The 21,940-nt window shown below is 61.8% G+C and carries 15 protein-coding genes; 7 read left to right on the top strand and 8 right to left on the bottom strand.

Features of this window, described 5'->3' with window-relative positions; all coding sequences use genetic code 11:
* Positions 1–42: 42 nt before the first annotated feature.
* Positions 43–2,973, bottom strand: coding sequence for a bifunctional [glutamate--ammonia ligase]-adenylyl-L-tyrosine phosphorylase/[glutamate--ammonia-ligase] adenylyltransferase (gene glnE / locus NPS47_RS22380; protein WP_274296937.1), 2,931 nt, complete (start codon positions 2,971–2,973; stop codon positions 43–45).
* Positions 2,974–3,356: 383 nt separating this feature from the next.
* On the opposite strand from glnE, the gene aceE reads away from it, so the two are divergent.
* The 5 genes from aceE (at position 3,357) to NPS47_RS22355 (ending at position 12,037) form a co-directional block, all read left to right on the top strand.
* Positions 3,357–6,002 carry a pyruvate dehydrogenase (acetyl-transferring), homodimeric type gene (gene aceE, locus NPS47_RS22375; RefSeq protein WP_274296936.1) on the top strand — a complete coding sequence of 882 codons (2,646 nt, stop codon included), beginning with the start codon at positions 3,357–3,359 and terminating at the stop codon, positions 6,000–6,002.
* 13 nt (positions 6,003–6,015) lie between these two features.
* Entirely contained in the window at positions 6,016–7,647 is a 1,632-nt protein-coding gene (gene aceF / locus NPS47_RS22370; protein WP_274296935.1) for a dihydrolipoyllysine-residue acetyltransferase, read from the top strand.
* Between the two features lie 319 nt (positions 7,648–7,966).
* Entirely contained in the window at positions 7,967–10,660 is a 2,694-nt protein-coding gene (locus NPS47_RS22365) for a putative bifunctional diguanylate cyclase/phosphodiesterase (RefSeq protein ID WP_274296934.1), read from the top strand.
* Between the two features lie 69 nt (positions 10,661–10,729).
* The gene (msrA, locus tag NPS47_RS22360) at positions 10,730–11,395 is read left to right on the top strand and encodes a peptide-methionine (S)-S-oxide reductase MsrA (RefSeq protein WP_274296933.1); all 666 of its coding nucleotides are present in this window, start codon (positions 10,730–10,732) and stop codon (positions 11,393–11,395) included.
* Positions 11,396–11,404: 9 nt separating this feature from the next.
* Complete coding sequence (locus tag NPS47_RS22355; protein WP_274296932.1) at positions 11,405–12,037, top strand: glutathione S-transferase; 633 nt, start codon at positions 11,405–11,407, stop codon at positions 12,035–12,037.
* A 172-nt stretch (positions 12,038–12,209) separates the two neighbouring features.
* Here the strand turns inward: NPS47_RS22355 and creD are convergent, their stop codons facing one another.
* The 4 genes from creD to NPS47_RS22335 all read right to left on the bottom strand — a co-directional run bounded on the left by creD (position 12,210) and on the right by NPS47_RS22335 (position 16,431).
* The gene (gene creD, locus NPS47_RS22350) at positions 12,210–13,544 is read right to left on the bottom strand and encodes a cell envelope integrity protein CreD (protein WP_274296931.1); all 1,335 of its coding nucleotides are present in this window, start codon (positions 13,542–13,544) and stop codon (positions 12,210–12,212) included.
* A gap of 95 nt (positions 13,545–13,639) precedes the next feature.
* The gene (gene creC, locus NPS47_RS22345; RefSeq protein ID WP_274296930.1) at positions 13,640–15,073 is read right to left on the bottom strand and encodes a two-component system sensor histidine kinase CreC; all 1,434 of its coding nucleotides are present in this window, start codon (positions 15,071–15,073) and stop codon (positions 13,640–13,642) included.
* Complete coding sequence (gene creB / locus NPS47_RS22340) at positions 15,073–15,753, bottom strand: two-component system response regulator CreB (protein WP_274296929.1); 681 nt, start codon at positions 15,751–15,753, stop codon at positions 15,073–15,075. Before creB ends, creC begins: the two co-directional genes overlap by 1 nt.
* Before the next feature lie 174 nt (positions 15,754–15,927).
* The gene (locus NPS47_RS22335) at positions 15,928–16,431 is read right to left on the bottom strand and encodes an ATP-dependent zinc protease family protein (RefSeq protein ID WP_274296928.1); all 504 of its coding nucleotides are present in this window, start codon (positions 16,429–16,431) and stop codon (positions 15,928–15,930) included.
* Positions 16,432–16,612: 181 nt separating this feature from the next.
* Between NPS47_RS22335 and NPS47_RS22330 the strand changes: the two genes are divergently transcribed.
* Positions 16,613–17,506: an acyltransferase gene (locus NPS47_RS22330; RefSeq protein ID WP_274296927.1), complete on the top strand. Its 894-nt coding sequence runs from the start codon at positions 16,613–16,615 to the stop codon at positions 17,504–17,506.
* A 112-nt stretch (positions 17,507–17,618) separates the two neighbouring features.
* Positions 17,619–18,980: an APC family permease gene (locus NPS47_RS22325; protein WP_274296926.1), complete on the top strand. Its 1,362-nt coding sequence runs from the start codon at positions 17,619–17,621 to the stop codon at positions 18,978–18,980.
* A 4-nt stretch (positions 18,981–18,984) separates the two neighbouring features.
* On the opposite strand, the gene NPS47_RS22320 is transcribed toward NPS47_RS22325, so the two are convergent.
* The 3 genes from NPS47_RS22320 to purU form a co-directional block, all read right to left on the bottom strand.
* Entirely contained in the window at positions 18,985–19,557 is a 573-nt protein-coding gene (locus NPS47_RS22320) for a DUF2780 domain-containing protein (protein WP_274296925.1), read from the bottom strand.
* 168 nt (positions 19,558–19,725) lie between these two features.
* Positions 19,726–20,925, bottom strand: coding sequence for a formaldehyde dehydrogenase, glutathione-independent (gene fdhA, locus NPS47_RS22315; RefSeq protein ID WP_028942224.1), 1,200 nt, complete (start codon positions 20,923–20,925; stop codon positions 19,726–19,728).
* 153 nt (positions 20,926–21,078) lie between these two features.
* Entirely contained in the window at positions 21,079–21,936 is an 858-nt protein-coding gene (gene purU / locus NPS47_RS22310; protein WP_274296924.1) for a formyltetrahydrofolate deformylase, read from the bottom strand.
* Positions 21,937–21,940: the final 4 nt, after the last annotated feature.

The raw sequence follows: 21,940 nt of genomic DNA, 5'->3' as shown, positions 1-21,940 counted from the left end.
CGTGGCAGGCTTCCTGCCGCCTGATTCGCCTGGTTCAACCGCTCAGGTCAGCCCCAGTTCAGCCCAGATACGCCGCACTTCCCGGCGTTCCTGAACGAACTGCGAGGCATCGATCACCCCGGCCTGCTTCTGCAGGGCCTGGCGGTGCGCCGCCGAGCGGAACGCTTTGTACACCTCACGCAGCAGTATGGCGTCGCTGGCGGGCATCAATCCGGCCTGCTCGAGTTCTTCGAGGATGCGGATGTTGTCGGTCCAGCGCAGCAGTTCCGGATGGTCGTGAGACCAGGCCAAAGCGGCGTATTGCACCATAAATTCGATATCGACGATACCACCGGCATCCTGCTTGATATCGAAGGGTACGCCAGCCTCGAACGCATTGGCACCGGTACCGGCGGCGCTGACTTTGGTCCCCAGGTTGTCGCGCATCTTGGTGCGCATGTCGCTGACCTCGGCCTGCAGCCCGGGCAAGTCGCGGGCCCGGCCAAGAATCTGCGCACGCACCGCTTCAAACGCCGTGCCCAGCTCTGCACAACCCGCCAGCACCCGCGCCCGCACCAGCGCCTGATGCTCCCAGGTCCAGGCCTCGTTCTGCTGATAGCGCTCGAAAGCGCCCAGCGAACTGACCAGCAGACCGGAAGCGCCGGAAGGCCGCAGGCGCATGTCCACGTCATACAGCTGCCCGGAGTTGGTCTGGGTGGTCAACAGGTGGATGATCCGCTGGCCCAGACGGGTAAAGAACTGGGCGCTGTCGATGGGCTTGGCACCATCGGTTTCAGCCTGCGGGTCGCCATCATGGATGAACACCAGATCAAGGTCCGAGCCATGACCAAGTTCGATGCCTCCGACCTTGCCATAGCCAACAATAATGAAACCGGGGTCACACAGGCTGCCGTCGCTGCGCTTGGGCTGCCCATGGCGCGCCACGGTCTGGCGCCAGGCCAGGGCCAGCACCTGGTTGAGGATGGCTTCGGCCAGCCAGGTCAGGTAATCGCTGACCTTCATCAACGGCAGGTTGCCGGCGATTTCCGAAGCGGCGACCCGCAGGCTGTGGGCCAGTTTGAAGTGCCGCAGCGCTTCCATCTGCTGTTCCAGATCTTCCTCGGGAATCCGTGTCAGCCGTTCGCGCAATTCAGCCGCCAGCTCCGGCGCTTTGGGCGGGCTGAACAAACGGCCTTCGTTGAGCAGCTCATCGAGCAACAGCGGGAAGCGGGTGATCTGTTCGGCGATCCACGGGCTGGCGGCGCACAGGGTCAGCAAACGGCGCAACGCCCCCGGGTTCTCGGTCAGCAACACCAGATACGCCGAGCGCCGGGCCACCGCCTCCACCAGCGGCAGCACGCGTTCGAGCACCAGGTCCGGATCGGCGTGCTCCACCGCCTGCGCCAGCAAACGCGGAATGAAGGCGTCCAGCCGCTCGCGGCCCAGACGCTGCATGGCCCGCAGCTGTGGGCTGGCGCGCAGCCCGGCAAGCTGCTTGAGGGCCTTGCCAGGATCGGCAAAGCCGGCGTCCTGCAACTGACGGCAAGCGGCTTCTTCATTCTGGGCCTCTTCCCACAGCGGCAGCCATTCGCCACCGACAATGACCTCTTCGTTTTCATCCTCATCCGGATCGGCGATGACCTGACGGAAGTGCCAGTCGATCCGCCCGCGCCAATGCATCAGCTGGTCACGGAAGCTCGCCCAGTTGCTGAACCCGAGCATGAAGGCAATGCGCACACGGTCCAGCTCATCATCCGGCAACATCTGGGTCTGGCGGTCGGCAATCGCCTGGATCGCGTGCTCGGTGTAACGCAGGAACTCATAGCCCTCGCGCAGTTCGGCCACCACTGCAGGCGGCAGGTAACCCTGTCCTTCAAGGGTCGAAAGCACTTTCAGCAAAGGCCGCTGCTGCAGGCTCAGGTCGCGTCCGCCATGGATCAGCTGGAACGCCTGGGCGATGAACTCGACCTCGCGAATGCCGCCAGCACCCAGCTTGATGTTGTCGGCCATGCCCTTGCGCCGCACTTCCTGCTGGATCAGCTGCTTCATGGTGCGCAGCGCTTCGATCGCGGAAAAGTCCAGGTAACGCCGGTAGACGAAGGGTCGCAACACATCCAGCAATTGCGCGCCAGCCACCTGGTCACCGGCGACCACCCGCGCCTTGATCATCGCGTAGCGTTCCCAGTCACGGCCCTGGTCCTGGTAGTACTGCTCCAAAGCATTGAAGCTGAGCGCCAGCGCGCCGGACGAACCGTAAGGACGCAGGCGCATGTCGACGCGGAACACGAAGCCGTCGACGGTGATCGGGTCCAGGGCCTTGATCAGGCGCTGGCCGAGGCGGGTGAAGAACTCCTGGTTGTCCAGCGAACGCTTGACCCCTTCGGTCTCGCCGCCTTCGGGGAAGGCGAAGATCAGGTCGATGTCCGATGACAGGTTCAGTTCCACCGCGCCGAGCTTGCCCATGCCCAGCACCACCATATGCTGCGGCTGGCCGCTGCGATGGCCGATGGGGGTACCGAACTGCTGGCAATGACGTGGGTACAGCCATTGGTAGGCCTGGTCGATGCTGGCGTCGGCAAGGTCCGACAGGTCACGGCAGGTCTGCACCAGGTCGGCCTGGCGGTTCAGGTCGCGCCAGATGATCCGAACCTGCTGGCGGCTGCGCTGGCGGCGCAGGTTGCGCGCCAGCTCGTCTTCGCTCCCGGCAGCCTGAGTGGCAGCGGCAATCTGCGCGCACAGCTCGCCCGGGGCGAAGCTGCGGTCGAGTTCGCCGCTGGCGACCAGATCGAGGAGCATGGCCGGATCACGCAGTGCTTGTTCGAAGACAAAGTCGCTGGCCGCAGTGACCCGGGCGAACTGTGCCCAACGCTCTAGCGTCCAGCTATCGAGCGATAAAGAAGGTGTCTGGGCAACCGCGTCACGCAACGATTGCTCGCTGCGGCTGACAAACGGCGCAAGGGTGGCGGGCACATCGGCCAGCAATGGCAGGCTCATGGTCTATCCTTGATCGGCGAGAAAAGATTGGCAGCGAGCGGACGAGGGAAACCTGACCACGGTTGGACTGTCATACAAAAGTTAGAAATAGCTGAAAAACATGATTCTCTGGCAGAAACCATCGCAGCAAACCTTTTCTTAACTTGTTTTTAACTACCGGTATCGATTTTTCTCACAACCCGAACAGAGGCCACGAGCCATTTTTCTGTAGTTTTACTACTGCTTCTTCACTTCAAAAGCATGAAATGGTGATTCATTTGTAGTAAAACTACACAACGCCGGTACACTCTCCGGTAATCCAAGAATTTCATGTCGTCTGCCCAAAAGGCCAGTCGCAAACTCAGGCAACCGATTCTGGAAGCCTTTCCGCCCTGGAGCAAGCCATGCAAGACCTCGATCCCGTCGAAACCCAGGAATGGCTGGACGCCCTGGAGTCGGTTCTCGACAAAGAAGGCGAAGACCGCGCTCACTATCTGATGACCCGTATGGGCGAGCTGGCCACCCGTAGTGGCTCCCAGCTGCCTTATGCCATCACCACGCCATACCGCAACACCATCCCTGTTACCCACGAAGCACGCATGCCTGGCGACCTGTTCATGGAACGCCGCATTCGCTCGTTGGTGCGTTGGAACGCGCTGGCCATGGTGATGCGCACCAACCTGAAAGACTCGGACCTGGGCGGCCACATTTCGAGCTTCGCCTCCAGTGCCACCTTGTACGACATCGGCTTCAACTACTTCTTCCAGGCCCCGACCGACGAGCACGGCGGCGACCTGATCTTCTTCCAGGGCCACGCCTCGCCTGGCGTCTACGCCCGCGCCTTCATGGAAGGCCGGATCAGCGAAGACCAGATGAACAACTTCCGTCAGGAAGTCGATGGCCAGGGCCTGTCGTCCTACCCGCACCCTTGGCTGATGCCTGACTTCTGGCAGTTCCCGACCGTTTCCATGGGTCTGGGTCCTATCCAGGCGATCTACCAGGCGCGCTTCATGAAGTACCTGGAAAGCCGCGGCTACATTCCTGCCGGCAAGCAGAAAGTCTGGTGCTTCATGGGCGACGGCGAGTGCGACGAGCCGGAATCGCTGGGTGCAATCTCGCTGGCTGGCCGCGAGAAGCTGGACAACCTGATCTTCGTCATCAACTGCAACCTGCAGCGCCTCGACGGCCCGGTTCGCGGCAACGGCAAGATCATCCAGGAACTCGAAGGCGTGTTCCGTGGCGGTGGCTGGAACGTCAACAAAGTGGTCTGGGGCCGTTTCTGGGACCCACTGCTGGCCAAAGACGTCGACGGTATCCTGCAGCGCCGCATGGACGAAGTCATCGACGGCGAGTACCAGAACTACAAGGCCAAGGACGGCGCGTTCGTCCGTGAGCACTTCTTCAACACCCCGGAGCTCAAGGCCATGGTCGAAGACCTGTCCGACGACGAGATCTGGAAGCTCAACCGTGGTGGCCACGACCCGTACAAGGTCTATGCAGCCTACCACCAGGCGGTCAACCACAAAGACCAGCCGACCGTGATCCTGGCCAAGACCATCAAGGGCTACGGCACCGGTGCTGGCGAAGCCAAGAACACCGCGCACAACACCAAGAAGGTCGACGTCGACAGCCTGCGTCACTTCCGCGACCGTTTCGACATCCCGGTCAAGGACGAAGAGCTGGAAAACCTGCCGTTCTTCAAACCGGAAGAAGGCAGCGCCGAAGCCCGTTACCTGGCCGAGCGCCGTTCTGCCCTGGGCGGTTTCGTGCCGCAGCGCCGCGCCAAGAGCTTCAGCATCCCGACCCCGCCACTGGAAACCCTCAAGGCAATCCTGGACGGCTCGGGCGACCGCGAAATCTCCACCACCATGGCCTTCGTGCGGATCCTCGCGCAGCTGGTCAAGGACAAGGAAATCGGCCAGCGCATCGTGCCGATCATCCCGGACGAAGCCCGTACCTTCGGTATGGAAGGCATGTTCCGCCAGCTGGGCATCTACTCGTCCGTCGGCCAGCTCTACGAGCCAGTCGATAAAGACCAGGTGATGTTCTACCGCGAAGACAAGAAAGGTCAGATCCTCGAAGAAGGCATCAACGAAGCGGGCGCCATGTCCTCCTTCATCGCTGCCGGTACTTCGTACTCGAACCACAACCAGCCGATGCTGCCGTTCTACATCTTCTACTCGATGTTCGGCTTCCAGCGTATCGGTGACCTGGCCTGGGCCGCTGGCGACAGCCGTACCCGTGGCTTCCTGATCGGCGGTACTGCCGGCCGTACCACCCTCAACGGTGAAGGCCTGCAGCACGAAGACGGTCACAGCCACATGCTGGCCGCGACCATCCCGAACTGCCGCACTTATGATCCGACCTACGGCTACGAGCTGGCGGTGATCATTCAGGACGGCATGAAGAAGATGACCGAAGAGCAACAGGACGTCTTCTACTACATCACCGTGATGAACGAAGCCTACACCCAGCCTGCGATCCCTGCCGGCGCCGAGGAAGGCATCATCAAGGGCATGTACCTGCTCGAGGAAGACACCCGCGAAGCGGCACACCACGTTCAGCTGATGGGCTCCGGCACCATCCTGCGTGAAGTGCGTGAAGCGGCGAAGATCCTGCGTGAAGAGTTCAACGTCGGTGCCGACGTCTGGAGCGTCACCAGCTTCAACGAACTGCGTCGCGACGGCCTGGCCGTAGAGCGCAGCAACCGTCTCAAGCCTGGTCAGAAGCCACAGATCACCTACGTCGAAGAGTGCCTGGCTGGCCGTAAGGGCCCGGTCATCGCCTCCACCGACTACATGAAGCTGTTCGCCGAACAGATTCGCCAGTGGGTGCCGAGCAAAGAGTTCAAAGTCCTGGGTACCGATGGTTTCGGTCGCAGCGACAGCCGCAAGAAGCTGCGTCACTTCTTCGAAGTCGACCGTCACTTCGTCGTGCTGGCTGCACTGGAAGCCTTGGCTGACCGTGGCGAGATCGAACCCAAGGTTGTGGCCGACGCCATCGCCAAGTTCGGTATCGACCCGGACAAACGCAACCCACTGGACTGCTGAGGAGTATTTTTAAGTGAGCGAACTCATTCGCGTACCTGACATCGGCAGCGGTGAAGGTGAAATCATTGAACTGTTCGTCAAAGTCGGCGACCGCATCGAGGCTGACCAGAGCCTGCTGACCCTGGAGTCCGACAAGGCCTCCATGGAGATCCCGGCCCCCAAGGCCGGCGTGATCAAGTCGCTGAAGGTCAAGCTCGGCGATCGCCTGAAAGAAGGCGACGAGCTGATGGAACTGGAAGTCGAGGGCGCCGCTGCGGCGCCTGAGGCTCCGGCCGCTGCCCCGGTTGCGGCTGCACCCGCTGCCGCTGCGGCTGCAGAGGCTGCTCCTGCTCCGGCAACTGCCCCGGCGGCTGCCACTGTTCAGGACATCCACGTTCCGGACATCGGCTCCTCGGGCAAAGCCAAGATCATCGAAGTGCTGGTCAAGGTCGGCGACACCGTCGAAGCCGACCAGTCGCTGATCACCCTGGAATCGGACAAAGCCTCGATGGAGATCCCGTCTCCAGCCGCTGGCGTGGTCGAAGCCGTGATTGCCAAGCTGGACGACGAAGTCGGTACCGGCGACCTGATCCTCAAGCTGAAAGTTGCCGGTGCCGCGCCGGCTGCCGCTCCAGCACCTGCCGCTGCCGCTCCGGCGCCAGCCAAAGCTGAAGCTGCACCAGCTGCTACGCCTGCACCTGCTGCTGCCCCGGCTGCCGCGCCAACGGCTGCTCCTGCGGCCGCCAACGGTGCCAAGGTTCACGCCGGCCCTGCCGTGCGTCAGCTGGCCCGTGAGTTTGGCGTCGAGCTGAGCGCTGTGGCTGCCACCGGCCCGCACGGTCGTATCCTCAAGGAAGACGTGCAGGTTTACGTCAAGGCCATGATGCAGAAGGCCAAGGAAGCTCCAGCCGCCGGTGCAACCGGTGGTGCAGGCATCCCGCCGATTCCGGAAGTCGACTTCAGCCGTTTCGGCGAAATCGAAGAAGTGCCGATGACCCGCCTGATGCAGATGGGTGCTACCAACCTGCATCGCAGCTGGCTGAACGTGCCTCACGTAACCCAGTTCGACTCGGCCGACATCACTGAGCTGGAAGCCTTCCGCGTTGCGCAGAAAGCCGTTGCCGAGAAGGCCGGCGTCAAGCTGACCGTCCTGCCGCTGCTGCTCAAGGCCTGTGCTCACCTGCTCAAGGAACTGCCGGACTTCAACAGCTCGCTGGCGCCTAGCGGCAAAGCGATCATCCGCAAGAAGTACGTCAACGTCGGTTTCGCCGTCGACACCCCGGATGGCCTGCTGGTCCCGGTGATCAAGAACGTCGACCAGAAGAGCCTGCTGCAACTGGCTGGCGAAGCGGCGGCCCTGGCTGAAAAAGCCCGGACCAAAAAACTCTCGGCTGACGATATGCAAGGCGCCTGCTTCACCATCTCCAGCCTCGGTCACATTGGCGGCACCGGCTTCACGCCGATCGTCAACGCGCCGGAAGTGGCGATCCTCGGTGTTTCCAAGGCCACCATCCAGCCAGTCTGGGACGGCAAAGCCTTCCAGCCGAAGCTGATGCTGCCGCTGTCGCTGTCCTACGATCACCGTGTGATCAACGGTGCAGCCGCCGCGCGCTTCACCAAGCGCCTGGGCGACCTGCTGACCGACATCCGCACCATGCTGCTGTAATGCTGTTTCCTGTCTCCCCCTGCCGGGGGAGACAGGCTCCCTTTTCGAGCTGCCACGCTCGTACCTCAACCCCGTCACTTTGGCGGGGCTTTTTTTTGCCTGTGATTCCCGGTGGGAGCGGGCTTGCCCCGCGATGCGATGGGGCTGACAGCTCGCAATCGCGGGGCAAGCCCGCTCCCACCGCACTTAAGATCTCAGCTTCGATGCCGACACAGTAGATGCAGGCTTGTCAGCCTCAAGCGCATGATGCAACCTTGCCAAAACGCCGGGTAGCAGATTGCGCTATCTTCGCGAACAGCCTTCTTGAAGCGAGCCCTCAATGAAAAGCCAACCCGATGCCGCCAGCCGTATGGTGGCCGAGGTCGTGACGCAGTTGCCCGTGCCTTCGCGGCTCGGCATGCTGCGTTTCGAACGGCTGAATGAAGCCAGTTGGGCCCTGCTGTACCTCGACCCTGCCTGCGAACGCCAGTTCGGCCTGGCCGCGGTCGAGCTCTGCGCCCTGGTCGGCTCGCCCTACGCCAGCCTGATGGAACCCGAGGCTCGCTACAAACTGCATGACGACATCCAGCTGCAGCTGGGCCAGCGCCCGCACTACCTGGTGCGCTATACCCTGCACACCGCGCAAGGACCACTGCACCTGCTGGAACTCGGTGAAGCCTACAAACAGCACAACCGCCAGTTGCTGCGCGGCTACCTGATGGTCATCGACACCCAGCCCGGTGACGGCCCGGACCTCAGCGCCGCCGACCTGGAAACCCGCAACAACCGCCTGCAGATCGCCCTGCAACTCAACCAGCAGGCGCAGCAGGAACAACTTGAACATCTGGAACGGGTGCGTGCCCAGCAAGAGCTGATCCTGCACCTCGCCCGCCATCGCTACAGCGCCAGCAACTCGCTGCTCGAAGCGGCCGAGCTGATCACCCGCAGCGCTTGTGAGATCTACAAGATCGAATGTGCGAGCATCTGGTACCTGGAAGGCCAGCGCCTGGAGCCTATCTCCGCGTACTACCGCGAGAGCCAGCAATACCACCTGCCCGAGCCCATCGACGCCAGCTGCTTTCCCGACTACCTCGACGCCCTGCACACCAGCCGCGCTATCGACGCCCACAACGCCAGTCACGATCCGCGCACCCGGGAAATGGCCGAAAGCCTGCGCCCGCGCGACATCAACGCCATGCTTGATGCCAGTATCCGCATCGATGGCCAGGTGGTCGGCGTGCTTTGCCTGGAACACACCGGCTCGGCACGGGCCTGGCAGTCGGATGAAATCGCCTTTGCCGGCGAGCTCGCCGATCAGTTCGCCCAGGTCATCAACAACCACAACCGGCGGACCGCCACCAACGCCCTGCACTTGTTCCAGCGTGCTGTCGAACAGAGTGCCAACGCCTTTTTGCTGGTCAACCGCGATGGCGTGGTCGAGTACGTCAACCCCAGTTTCACCGCCATCACCCAGTACAGTACTGACGAGGTTCATGGCCATCGCCTCTCCGAGCTACCGGCCCTGGAAAACCTCAGCGAGCTGCTGTTCGACGCCCCTTCCAGCCTGGCCATGGGCAACAGCTGGCAGGGCGAATTCAAGAGCCGGCGCAAGAATCTCGAGCCCTACTGGGGGCAGTTGTCGATTTCCAAGGTCTACGGTGACAACCGCGAGCTGACCCATTACATCGGCATCTACGAAGACATTACCCAGAGCAAGCTGGCCCAACAGCGCATCGAACGCCTGGCCTACACCGACAACCTGACCAGCCTCGGCAACCGGCCGGCGTTCATCCGCAACCTTGACGAACGCTTCGCCCGCGACAGCGACAGCCCTATCTGCCTGCTGCTGGTGGACATCGACAACTTCAAGCGGATCAACGACAGCCTCGGCCACCAGACCGGCGACAAACTGCTGATCAGCCTGGCCCGGCGCCTGCGCAACAGCCTCAGCGCCGGCGGCAGCCTGGCGCGCTTTGCCAGTAACGAGTTCGCCGTGCTGCTCGAAGACACCGACCTCAAAGACGGCAAGCAGATTGCCCAGCAACTGCTCAGGACCCTCGACAAGCCGCTGTTCGTCGACAACCAGCTGATCAACGTCACCGGCTCCGTGGGCCTGGCCTGTGCGCCGTTGCATGGCCGCGATCCGCAGACCCTGATGAAAAACGCAGGGCTGGCCCTGCACAAGGCCAAAGCCAACGGCAAGCACCAGGCCCAGGTGTTCACCGAGGCCTTGAATGCCGAAGCCAGCTACAAGCTGTTCGTCGAAAACAACCTGCGCCGGGCCCTGACCCAGAACGAGCTGGATGTCTTCTACCAGCCCAAGCTGTGCCTGCGCAGCGGCCGCCTGCTGGGCCTGGAAGCGCTGCTGCGCTGGAACCATCCGGACAAGGGCATGATCCGCCCGGACCAGTTCATCAGCGTTGCCGAGGAAACCGGGCTGATCATCCCGATCGGCAAGTGGATCGCCCGCCAGGCCTGCCGCATGAGCCAGAAGTTGCGCACCGAAGGGCTGGGCAACCTGCAGGTGGCGATCAACCTGTCGCCCAAGCAGTTCTCCGATCCTGAGTTGGTTGCCTCGATCGCCAATATCCTCGAGGAAGAAGCCCTCCCGCCGCATCTGCTGGAGCTGGAGCTGACCGAAGGCCTGCTGCTCGAAGCCACCGAAGACACCCACCGCCAGCTCGACCAGCTCAAGCAGCTGGGGCTGACCCTGGCCATGGATGATTTCGGTACCGGCTATTCTTCGCTCAGTTACCTGAAGAAGTTCCCGATCGACATCATCAAGATCGACCGCAGCTTCATTCATGAAATCCCCGACAACCAGGACGACATGGAAATCACCTCGGCAGTAGTGGCCATGGCCCACAACCTCAAGCTCAAGGTGGTCGCCGAAGGCATCGAGACCGCCGAGCAGCTGGCGTTCCTGCGGCGTCACCGCTGTGATGTCGGCCAGGGCTATCTGTTCGACCGGCCTATTCCCGGGGCCGAACTGGTCAACAAACTCAAGCGTTATCCACGCGGACCTGGCGCCTGACAGCGGCGTAACACTCGGGCAAACTACGACTCTATCCCTTATCGTCCTACTTTGAAGAGGAATGGGTTCATGGTCCTGCGCTCGGAAATCCTGGTGAACAAAAACGTCCTGCCTACTGCGGAACAGGCCCTGCCTGGCCGCGAAACCCCGATGACCCTGCCCGAGAAGCACTTTGTCTTCAAAGACACCCCACTGCTCGGGCCGTTCTTCGAGAACGTCGACTTTGCGATCTTTGGCCTGGGTTGCTTCTGGGGTGCCGAGCGGCGCTTCTGGCAACGTGAAGGCGTGGTCAGCACCGTGGTCGGTTATGCCGGCGGCTTCACCCCCAACCCGACCTACGAAGAAGTCTGCTCGGGCCTGACCGGCCACACCGAAGTGGTGCTGGTGGTATTCGACAAGGACAAGGTCAGCTACCAGGAACTGCTGGCGATGTTCTGGGAACTGCACAACCCGACCCAGGGGATGCGCCAGGGCAACGACATCGGCACCCAATACCGTTCGGTCATCTACTGCACCAGCCCGCAGCAGCTGGAGCAGGCGCTGGCCAGCAAGCAAGCCTACCAGGCAGAACTGAGCAAAGCCGGCTTCGGCGAGATCACCACCGAGATCGACCAGGCGCCGACCGTCTACTTCGCCGAGGCCTATCACCAGCAGTACCTGGCGAAAAACCCTGACGGCTACTGCGGTATCGGTGGTACCGGTGTCTGCCTGCCGCCCAGCCTGCAAGGCAACTGAGGGTTCGACATGTCCGCACCGAGCATGATCCTGTTCTACTCGCCGGCTTCGCCCTTCGTGCGCAAGGTCATGGTGGTGCTGCACGAAACCGGGCAGACCGACCGCGTGGCACTGCAGAGCGTCAACCTGTCGCCGGTCAACCCGGTGGCCGAGCTCAACCAGGGCAACCCGGCAGGCAAGATCCCGGCCTTGCGTCTGGTTGACGGCACGGTGCTGCACGACAGCCGGGTGATCTGCGAGTACCTCGACCAGCAGCATGTCGGCATCCCGCTGATTCCCAGGGAAGGCTGGTCACGCTGGCATCGTCTGACGCTCGCCTCACTGGCAGATGCCATCATGGATGCGGCGGTACTGACCCGCTACGAAACCTTCCTGCGCCCGGAAGAAAAACGCTGGGACAGCTGGATCGAAGCGCAGCAGGACAAGATCCGTCGCGCTCTGGCCAGTCTTGAACAGGAACACATTGCCGAACTGAGCGCGGTGTTCGACATCGCCGCCATCGGTGTGGCCTGTGCTCTGGGCTACCTCGATTTGCGCATGCCCGACTTCGGCTGGCGTGAGCAGCAGCCGAAGCTGGCGGCCTGGTATGCCGAGGTCAGTCAGCGGGCTTCGATGCAGGCTACTGATCCTTCGCGTTCCTGATTCAACCCTTGTGGGAGCTGGCCTTGCCAGCGATGCAAACGCCGCGCAGCAGCTGACACCGCAGCGAATTCATCGCCGGCAAGGCCGGCTCCCACACTGACCTCGGCCGTCCACATATTGGCAATACCCACGGCCAACAGCATTCCCAGATGCCTTTCCTCGCGCAACCCGCTCATTGCAATTTCCCCTGACCAACGCTGTACCAGTCCAGTCGCCGGGTCAGGACCATGAACACACCCAACAGTCCAAACAACAGCAGTGAGCCCATCAGCAAGGCATAGTCCTCGGCGCTCAGCAGCCCGTAGAGCATGCCGTAGAGCACCGCCAGCCCGAGGGCAAAGCCCATGGCCCGCCACAGGCTATGCAGCACATGCGACAGATAGAAGCCGATCAGCAGCACACAGGCCCCGGCAGACAACAGGTAGGCCAGGCCAAAGCCCAGATGCTCGGACAACGACAGCATCAGCAGGTAGAACAACGCTAGGGCCGCCCCCACCAGGGCGTACTGGATCGGGTGCACGCTGAGGTTCTTGAGAATCTCGAAGAGGAAGAAGCCAGCAAAGGTCAGGGCGATGAACAACAACGCATATTTGATCGCCCGCTCGCTCTTGAGGTACTGATCCACCGGGTCGACAAAGCTGACGCCGAAGGCACGATTGCGGAAATCCTCGCAGTTGGCGTTGACCGCACACTGGGTCAAGGCGTCTTCCAGGTTGGTGGAAAAGAACGACGTCTGCCAGCGCGCCGAGAAACCCCCTGCGTCGATCTTGCGGCTGCTCGGCAGGTAGTTGCCGACAAAGCTTGGGTGCGGCCAGTTAGCCGCCATGCTGACACTGGTGCTGCGGCCAACCGGCAGCACATACAGCTGGCCAGTACCCTGCAAGCTGAGGTCGAAGGCGTAGTCGAACAGGGTTTCTGCCTTGCCGTCGAGGCGGCCCAGGGGTACGTGCACACCACCGCCCAGCCAGCTCAGGCCGGTGCCGGCCTGGAAGTCCAGGCGCTGATCATTGAACTGTAATTGCAGGCCCTTTTCGATACCGCGGATATCACTGATGCCGACCGCCAGATAGGCTTGCTCGAAACGATAATCCTCAAGGTCCTCGCTGATGCCCCAGTTCGCCGGCACCTTGAATTGGCCACTGATGTGGTTATCGGCATGAAACAGCCGTGCCTGGTAAATCCCTCGCGAACGCAGTTCGGTGTCGATCCCCGACTTCAGTTCGAAGGTCTCCGGCAGAAAGTACAGGTGCCCACTGACTTGCTTGGTTTCCTGGAACGTATTGCCGTCCTCGGTCTTCCAGCGGCGCTCGGTCTTGCGGTACGGCACCACCAGGACCGGGCCGCTGATCTGCTGACTGAAACTCGCGCTCTGGGCGATATCCTGTACGACGTTGTCACGCAGTTGCTGACGCTCGCCAATCACGCCGCCGATCATCAACAGCGGGATAAGCAACAGCACGATCAGCAAGGCGATGGTGCCTAATTTCAGACTCAAGGTTCGGCTCATGGGGCAACACTCCGGTTTCGATCAGCAGAGTCTGCGCAATCAACATGGAGCCCTTGGGGAGATGTGTGGAGCTTGCGTGCAGAGTGTGTGAAGTTTCAGTCCAGGCGTTTGGCCGGCAGCCACAAGCGCACACGGACACCGTCCTCGACGTTGGCTACTTCCAGCGAACCGCCATGCAGCTGCATGACTTCCTCAACAAAGTTCAGCCCCAGCCCGGTACTCTTGCGCCCGCTAAGCGGGCGCGGTAGCGAATAGAAGCGCTCGCTCACCCGCCCCAGGGCATAGTCGGGGATCGCCTCACCCTGGTTGAACAGGCTCAGGGCCACACGTGTGCCCTGCTTCTCCAGTTCGAACACCAGCTTGCCGCCGGGCGGAGTGAAGTCCAGAGCGTTGTCCAGCAGGTTGGCGATGGCCTGGCGCATAAGGAACGGCTCACACAGCAGGCGGGTGTTCGCCGGTACACGTTGGCGCACCTGCAGACCGTTGCTTTCGATCCGCGCACTCTGGGCCAGCAACAGCTCATCAACCAGGGCCGCCAGCGACACCTGCTGCTGTTCTTCCAGAGTCTGCAGCTGTTCGACCTGCGCCAGGTTGAGCAGGCGCTCGATCAACTGCTGCATGCGTGCGCTTTCGCTCTCGATGTTGTCGGCAAAGCGCTGGCGTTGCGCCTCCGGCATCGGCCCCTGGAGCAGCTCCGAGGCGCCGCGAATGGCCGCCAGCGGGCTTTTGAGCTCATGGGTCAGGGTGTGGACGTAGCGCTCGACATAGTCCTTGCCGTCCAGCTGAGTGCGCATACGCTCCACCGCTGCCGCCAGTTGCCCCAGTTCACCTCCGCGATAGTGCGGCAGCGCGGTTCGCTCACCTTCACTGACGGCCTGGGCGTAATGGGTCAGGCGTCGGAGCGAACGGGCCAGCCACCACGACAGCGCCGCACCGACCAGCAAGCCGAGGCCGATCAGGCCCAGCCCCAGGTACAGCAACCGCCGCTCGGAGCGGTCGATATACGGCTGCAATGACTTGTTCGGCTTGGCCACGGTGACCACGCCGATGATCTTGCCTTCATCGAGAATCGGCGCGGCGACGTGCATCACTGACGATTCGGGATCATCCGGGTCGCTGCGGGTCGAACGCGCGCCATATTCGCCGCGCAGGGTCAGGTAGACGTCGTTCCAGCGTGAGTAGTCCTGGCCGACTGCCGCACCACTGGAGTCGAGCAGGACAAGGCCCTTGGCATCGGTGACATAGATGCGATGGTTGACCTGATTCTTCGACAGCCCCCAGATATCGGCCTTCGGCTGACGCTGGCCATAGGCACGCAACACCTGCGGCAGGCGGCTCTGGCCAAGGGTACCGGCCTTGACGTCGTCGTGAAGGATTTCGGCGAGCAGGTTGGCGGTGTCCACCAGGGTTTCTTCAGTGGACTGGCGCACACCGGGGCGGATTTCCTCACGCACGGTGCTGAGAATGAAATAGCCGGTCAGCCCGACAAACAGGAAGTAGACCAGGAAGATACGGATGCCCAAGCGCATCAGCTGTGGCTCGGGCTGTAGCTGTAGCCCAGACCACGGTGGGTCTGGATCGGCTCGGCTTCGGCGGCCACCTGGCGCAGCTTGGCACGCAAACTCTTGATATGGCTGTCGATGCTGCGTTCATAACCGGCGTCGGCCGGTACACCAACGGCATCGAGCAGTTGCTCGCGGCTGAACACCCGCTCGGGTTGCTCCAGCAGGCTTTGTAACAGGCGGAATTCGTGGCGCGTCAGACTCAGGGGCTGACCGCGGTAGCTGATCTGCATGCGCAGGGTATCGACCTGGAACAAGACAGGCGCAATCACAGGCTCGGCACGCGGTGCCATACGTTTGAGGATGGCCCGCACCCGTGCCGCGACTTCACGCGGGCTGAAGGGTTTGACCACATAGTCGTCGGCGCCGATTTCCAGGCCGACCACGCGGTCGATTTCACCGTCGCGGGCACTGAGGAACATCACCGGCACATCACTGAAACGCCGCAATTGGCGGCAGGTTTCGAAGCCGCTGATATCCGGCAGGCCGATGTCGAGGATGATCAGATCGGCTGGCCGCTGACGCTGCTGCTCGAGCGCAGCACTGCCCAGGGTCACCCACTTTGTGCTGTGACCATCACCCTGCAAGGCAAAAATCAGGGTATCGGCGATGGCCGCTTCGTCTTCGACAATGAGAATGTGGGGCATGGCGTCCGGGCCTGGCACAGAGATGTTGCATCTTGTAGGAGATTCTTGGGTGCCTGGCAAGGCCCATAGGATGTTCCGCCTCCCCGGTGGGAGCGGGCTTGCCCCGCGATTGCGGTGAATCAGTCACAGCGCATCGCGGGGCAAGCCCGCTCCCACCGCAAGCCCCACCGCGTATCAGCACTCAGGCTTGCCCGCCATAAAACGCCGCGCCGGGTTCACCGCCGCCTTGAACTCACGCAACGCCTTGGCACCGATCAGCAGCGGATAATTGAAACTGCTGCGGTCGGTCAGATTGACCTCCACCGTGCGTTTGACATCACCCAGGCACAGCTCAAGGTCCACCACCGGACGCTTGCTGATCTCCGCACCTTCACCGTCTTCATCTTCATCGGCGCGGTTCTTGATCTTGCTGATGCGCGCCAGCTTGTGTTCGTAAACCTTGCCGCTGGAGTCCTTGGTCGCCAGGCGGAAACGCACCCACTCTTCACCATCGCGGGTGAAAAGCTCAATGTCTTTGGCCGACAACGATGCGGTCAGCGCGCCGGTGTCCATTTTCGCCTTGAGAGTTTCACCGCCAAATTCCGGCAGCGTGATGTATTCGTAGCGGCCATACAGGGTCGGCTCGGCAGCCATTACCGGAAGGGCCAGCAGCGACAGCAGTGCAAGTACAGATTTCACAGGGATCCGCTTCCTTGAGATAAGACAGTGTTTAGACTGCAAAGGCAGGATAGGTTCGCGCTAACAGCTTATTCAACACAATGTGAAACATTTGTCCCGCTCAAGCAGACCTGAGCATTTGGCGTAAGCCGATAGGCTGCTTATCATTGCCGGCCGCTTACTTGAATATAAGAGCTATCTTATGCGCCGCTTACTGACGGGCATTCTTGTGACCTTGCTGTTGCTGCTCAACACCCTGGTCCTGATCGGCCCATTGCTGGTCTTTGCCCTGCTCAAACTGGTCCTGCCCGGCCGATACCGTGACTACGCTTCATGGACGGTGATGTGGATCGCCGAAACCTGGTCTGAAATCGACAAACTGATTTTCCGCCTGTGCATCCCCACGGTGTGGGACGTGCGCGGTGCCGATGACCTGCGCCTGGACACATCCTACCTGGCCATCAGCAACCACCAGAGCTGGGTCGATATCCCGGCGCTGATCCAGGTGCTCAACCGGCGTATTCCGTTCTTCAAATTCTTCCTGAAAAAAGAGCTGATCTGGGTGCCGCTGCTGGGCCTGGCCTGGTGGGCGCTGGATTACCCGTTCATGAAGCGCTACAGCAAAGCGTTTCTCGACAAACATCCAGAACTCAAAGGCCAGGACCTGGAAATCACCAAGGCCGCCTGCGAGCTGTTCAAGCGCCAACCGGTCACCGTGGTCAACTACCTCGAAGGCACACGCTTCACCGAGGCCAAACGCGTGGCCCAGCAGTCACCCTACAAGCACCTGCTCAAACCCAAGGCCGGTGGTGTCGCCTTCGTACTGGCGGCGCTGGGCGAACAGCTCGATGCCCTGCTTGACGTCACCATCGTCTACCCCGGTGACAAGGCGCCGGGCTTCTGGGACCTGCTCAGTGGCGCAGTACCGAAAGTGATCATCGATATCCAGGTGCACGAGCTGGACCCGGCGCTGTGGGATGGCGACTACGAGAACGATCCGGTTGTACGCCAGGCGGTACAGGAGTGGGTCAACCAGCTGTGGCACGACAAGGATCAGCGGATTGAAGCCTTGCGGGCGGAGCTTGCTCCGCGATAGCCGATTAAAATCTGTATTAATAATCAAGATAAGGGAATCTTCTTTGCTATTGGCCGCTTAACTGGATAAAAATCGATCAACAAAACAACTACAAAAAAGCCAGGATCGATCAATGGCCAACCAATCCAGCAATGCTGCCCAGGCAGATTCCGCTCAACTGCGCCGCGTCCTCGGGCTTCCCGCCCTGGTGTTCTTCGGGCTGGTGTACATGGTCCCGCTGACCATCTTCACCACCTACGGCATCGTCACCGAACTCACCGGGGGACGCACCGCCGGCGCCTACCTGGTCACCCTGCTGGCCATGCTGTTCACGGCAACGTCCTACAGTTTCATGGTCCGGCGCTTTCCGGTCGCCGGTTCGGCCTACTCTTACGCCAACCTGGCGTTCGGGCCGAGCGTCGGCTTTCTCGCTGGCTGGTCGCTGCTGCTCGACTACCTGTTCCTGCCGATGATCAATTACCTGCTCATCGGCCTGTTCCTGAACATCGCCTTCCCGAGCATCCCGGTCTGGACCATCATCCTCGCCTCGATCGCCCTGGTTACCGTGCTCAACGTCGTCGGCATCAACTCGGTGGCCAAGGCCAGCAACTTGATTGTCGGCGCGCAGATTGTCTTCATCGGGGTGTTCGTCGCCTTGTCGCTGAAAACCTTGGGCGGCGGGCAAGCGGTCGATGTGCTCTCACCTTTTCTCGGCGATGGCAGCCAGCCGGGCTTCGGTCATCTGATGGCGGGGGCGGCGGTGTTGTGCCTGTCGTTCCTTGGCTTCGATGCGGTGTCGACCCTGGCTGAAGAGACCAAGGACCCGGAGCGTAACGTGCCACGGGCTATCATCCTCACCACCCTCGGTGCTGGCCTGCTGTTCACCCTGCTGGCCTATATCAGCCAGCTGGTATTGCCAGGCAGCCATTTCGCCAATACCGACGCAGCCGCCAACGAAGTCATGTTCAAGGCCGGTGGCCAGTTCCTGGCCAACTTTTTCACCGCCGCGTTCGTTGCCGGCAGCCTGGGTTCGGCCCTGGCTTCGCAAGCGGCGGTATCGCGGATTCTCTACACCATGGGCCGGGACAAGGTCTTGCCACAACGCTGGTTCGCCACCCTCTCGCCACGCTTCGGCACCCCGGTCACTGCGACCCTGGTGGTCTCGGCGTTTTCCCTGTTGGCGCTGGTGATCGACCTCGCCACCCTGGCATCGCTGATCAGCTTTGGCGCCCTGGTGGCGTTCTCGGCGGTGAACCTGGCGGTGATCCGCACCCACCTGATCAGCGACACCTGCCACCGCAACCTGGCCGGGGTGCTGCGTTACGGTGTGATCCCGCTGGTGGGCATGAGCCTGACCCTGTGGCTGTGGACCAGCCTGTCGACCCTGACCCTGACCATCGGTCTGAGCTGGTTCGGCCTGGGCCTGGCCTACCTGATGGTGCTGACGGGCGGATTCCGCCGCCCGGTGCGCACGGTGAACTTCTCCGAAGCCTGAGCCGTTACACCGACGGCACTGTAGCCGTAGCCGGCGTGCCCCACAGGCCGCCAAGGCTCTGCAACAGTGAACCGGTTACGCCCTGCTGACCGAGGTACTGCAGGATCAGCGGGGCAAACTGGCCGATCATGCCGGTGTCCATGCCCAGGGCACTGAAAGCGTTGTTCAGGTCATTGGTGTCTTTGACGTTGTCGCCCAGGGCATTGCTCAGGGCCGACGAATTGCCGCTCTTGCCGAGCAACTCACCCAGCCCACTCAGGCCGCCCAGGGCGTTCTCGCCAGAGAGCAGATCGAGGCCCGGCACAGCTTTGCTCAGTTGTTCATAGTCAGCGCTGCTGAGTTGATTACGGGCCAGACCGAGCAAGGCGCCGGTGCCACCGATAGCTTGTTCAGGGGTGATTTTCAGCTCGCTGCCGAGGGTGTTGAGCAGATTCGCCGAGGCGGCTGGCGCCTGCACGGCAGCACCGTCCTTGTTGCCTTGCATGGCCGACACGGCATTGGCCGCATCGCTGAGGTTGAAGGCAAACACCGGGCTGGCAGCCAGGGTCATCAGGGTGACCAGTGCAAAACGTTTCATGGGTAGACCTCGTCAGCCGTAAAGGCGGGGGGAAACGAGGGTTGGACTGTGTCGGCGGGGGAATGTTCCATTGCCAAGGCCAACGCCCACAGTGGCACTGCATGCAGCGGACACTGTGGGAGCTGGCCTTGCCGGCGATGGGCCGCAAAGCGGCCCCAAAATAATTCGTCAGGCCGCACTGAACAGCTTGTGCGGATCGATGACAAACTTCTTCGGCACCCCGGCATCAAACTCGCCATACCCTTCAGGCGCCTGATCCAGGCTGATCACCTGCACGCCCACCACTTCGGCAATGTTTATGCGGTCCCACATGATCGCCTGCATCAGCTGGCGGTTGTACTTCATCACCGGGGTCTGCCCGGTGTGGAAGCTGTGCGACTTGGCCCAACCCAGGCCGAAGCGAATGCTCAGGCTGCCGATCTTCGCCGCGGCATCCACCGCACCCGGGTCTTCAGTGACATACAGCCCGGGAATACCGATCTTGCCAGCAACCCGCACCACCCCCATCAACGAGTTGAGTACAGTCGCCGGCGCTTCATGCTTGGCCCCGGCATGGCCATGACCACGCGCTTCGAAGCCCACGGCGTCCACCGCGCAATCCACTTCCGGCTCGCCCAGCAGGTTGGCGATCTGTTCGTGCAGCGGGGTGTCCTGGGACAGGTCGGCAATTTCAAAGCCCTGGGCCTTGGCGTGCGCCAGACGCACCGGATTGACGTCACCGACGATTACCACTGCAGCACCCAGCAGACGTGCCGAAGCCGCCGCAGCCAGGCCCACAGGGCCGGCACCGGCGATGTACACCGAGCTGCCCGGACCGACCCCGGCAGTCACCGCGCCGTGATAGCCGGTCGGCAGGATGTCGGAGAGGCAGGTCAGGTCGCGGATCTTCTCCATGGCCTTGTCGCGGTTAGGCAGTTTCAGCAGGTTGAAATCGGCGTAAGGCACCAGCACGTATTCGGCCTGGCCACCGGTCCAGTCGCCCATGTCGACATAGCCGTAGGCACCACCGGCGCGGGCCGGGTTGACGGTCAGGCAGACGCCGGTGTGTTGTTCCTTGCAGGAGCGGCAGCGGCCACAGGCGACGTTGAAGGGCACCGAGACCAGATCGCCGATCTGCAGGTTTTCCACGTCGCGGCCTTTTTCGATCACCTCGCCGGTGATTTCATGGCCCAGCACCAGGCCGACCTGGGCCGTGGTACGGCCACGGACCATGTGCTGGTCGGAGCCACAGATGTTGGTGGAGACCACCCTGAGGATCACCCCGTGCTCGATCTTCTTGCCACGCGGATCCTGCATTTTTGGGTAGTCAATTTTCTGCACCTCGACCTTGCCGGCGCCGAGATACACCACACCACGATTACCAGACATGCTTTTACCTCGCTAAAGTTTGTTGTTATGTAGCGGTGCAAAGTGCGCTGCCCGGGGGCGGCGCTGGGTTACTGGAATCTGTTTGTTTTATCGCGGGGCAAGCCCGCTCCCACCGGGGCCACTCAACCCGGTGGGAGCGGGCTTGCCCCGCGATCAAAGCACTACCGTCCTGTTGGCGTTCAGAAACACCCGCCGCTCAATGTGATAGCCCACCGCCCGTGCCAACGTCAGGCACTCGATATCGCGCCCCTTGGCGATCAGGTCTTCCGGATAATGGCTGTGATCGACCGACTCCACGCCCTGGGCAATGATCGGCCCTTCGTCGAGGTCGTTGTTGATGTAGTGCGCCGTCGCCCCCACCAGCTTCACGCCTTTGTTGTAGGCCTGGTGATAAGGCTTGGCGCCCTTGAAACCCGGCAACAGCGAGTGATGGATGTTGATCGCCCAGCCGTCGAGTTTGCGGCACAGTTCCGGCGACAGTACCTGCATGTAGCGGGCAAGGATCACCAGCTCGGCGCCGGATTCCTCGATCACCTGCAGCACCTTGCGCTCCTGCGCCGGTTTGTCGTGCGGATCCAGGGCGAAGTGGTAGTAGGGAATGCGGTGCCAGTGCGCCAGCGGCTCGAGATCCGGGTGATTGGAGATCACCGCCACAACGTCCATGCTCAATTGCCCGATGCGCTGGCGATAGAGCAGGTCGTTGAGACAGTGATCGGCTTTGGACACCATGATCACCACTTTCGGCCGGTGCTTGGGCGCGGTTAGCTCGAACAGCATGCCAAAGGCCTCGCCACGCTCACCAAGGCCGGCACGGAAACCGGCTTCGTCGAAATCATCCGGCTGACGGAATTCCACGCGAATGAAGAAACGCCCGGACAGCCGGTCATCGAACGAATGGTGCTCGGTGACGTAGCAGCGCTGCTCATACAGATAACGCGTCACCACATCCACCGTGCCGAGCAGGCTCGGACAGTCAGCGGTGAGAATCCAGGTGTCCGGTGCTCGGCTCATGACG

This window comes from Pseudomonas putida (genome assembly GCF_028682475.1).
Lineage (GTDB): Bacteria > Pseudomonadota > Gammaproteobacteria > Pseudomonadales > Pseudomonadaceae > Aquipseudomonas > Aquipseudomonas putida_AG.
This window is presented reverse-complemented; position numbering and strand designations above follow the sequence as displayed.